Origin of the sequence: Gilliamella bombi (assembly GCF_900103255.1) — a bacterium.
In the GTDB taxonomy this organism is placed as follows: Bacteria; Pseudomonadota; Gammaproteobacteria; order Enterobacterales; family Orbaceae; genus Gilliamella; species Gilliamella bombi.
Genome location: NZ_FMWS01000036.1, coordinates 1 through 1,419, shown reverse-complemented (window position 1 = coordinate 1,419; position 1,419 = coordinate 1). Strand labels below are relative to the sequence as shown.

Genomic DNA, 1,419 nt, shown 5'->3' with positions numbered 1-1,419 from the left:
ATATTTTGGCGAGGATCAAATTTTCTTTTGGCTTGGCGTTTTTAATTTGTGTATTAGTAAGAGGCTTAACTATTTTTACCATGTTATACAACTCGATGTTATATTCAAACGTATAACATAATATATAACATAAAAGTTTGAATTTTGCTAAATCAGGATGAACTTAGTTGAACAGTAAATTAACTGGAAAGCTTGTTAGATAAAGGTTTTTTGAACGTTTTTAAACTTACTTGATTCCTGCGATGGTGGCCCCTACTGGACTTGAACCAGTGACCAATCGATTATGAGTGACACGTATTATTTTATAGCGTAATTTTAATTTGTTATAAATCAACAATATAAGAGGTTAGCCAAACTAATTGCTGTTCATTTATTCACTATTTTTTAGTTTATTTTACATTATTTACGGCACAAATATGTCACAAACATTTTTGTGATCTGCTCTCCATAATTTCACTTCACAAATTCACATCAAAAATAAATCATCATAAAATACTCCAAATAAATACACTTTGCTCATCATGATAACGATAAACTACACACTACCAATTTACATACGTCAAACGCCCGAAGACTTCGAAAATGAAATTACGGGCGAATGCTACATTATCAACAACGAAGAAGATCACAATTACTTGTTCTATCAAACAGCAAAAACGCTATACGATATCGCCGATTTTGTAATGTTACATGACGCCGTTGAGTATTGTAAGTTGAAGATTGATAGTGTGTTTTGATTATTCAGGTTTTGCGGGAAATACAGCATTAACATCAGACGCATCAACACGAGTTAATAAAATGCGATATTTTTTCCACGCTTTTAACTGTGCCTCTTCGTTTGCTTCTTGCATATCAAGATCAATGGTATCTTGAAGTAACGATATTTTTTCGTTAGCTTCGTTGATTAATGAGTTTTTTAAATTTTGATTATTTTTGATGATATGTTCATTTTTTGCATCTTCATCTAATACCCATTTTTTGCCGTCCCACTTACAAAATTCGAACGGTTCAAGCTCTGTATAACCATTTTTGATTTTACCGAGGTAATCGATTTTTTCCGCACTTTTCGTTTCAATGTTATATACGGTTTTCTCTCTGCGGTCCTCAACTAAAACCCATTTTCCGTTTTGTTCACATGGCCAATAGCCGTCCTTGAATTCAGGCGCTATGCGTAACGCATTATCTGGCGGTAATGTATCATCATTAGCTTCTAGCTCATGTGTGAATGGTCTTAGTTCATTTGTGTTATCGAAATAATAATTAATCATATTAAACTCCAAGATAAATAACTGGTGTCATACCAATATTAACAGGTCTATTTTCGTGAGCAGTCGGCACTACGCGTGATGCATCAAAATCAAAAAACGCCCATCTCATTCGACGTGAGCCTACTTGTAGCCAATCGTCATCGCAGTGATA

2 protein-coding genes are annotated in these 1,419 nt (G+C 33.8%); one reads left to right on the top strand and one right to left on the bottom strand.

Annotated features, from left to right (window positions below; translation table 11 throughout):
* The first annotated feature begins 521 nt into the window (after positions 1–521).
* Complete coding sequence (locus B9N71_RS12810; RefSeq protein ID WP_143422081.1) at positions 522–737, top strand: hypothetical protein; 216 nt, start codon at positions 522–524, stop codon at positions 735–737.
* On the opposite strand, the gene B9N71_RS07395 is transcribed toward B9N71_RS12810, so the two are convergent.
* Positions 738–1,268, bottom strand: a complete 531-nt coding sequence (locus B9N71_RS07395) for a tail fiber assembly protein (protein ID WP_085165206.1) — start codon at positions 1,266–1,268, stop codon at positions 738–740.
* Positions 1,269–1,419 lie beyond the last annotated feature (151 nt).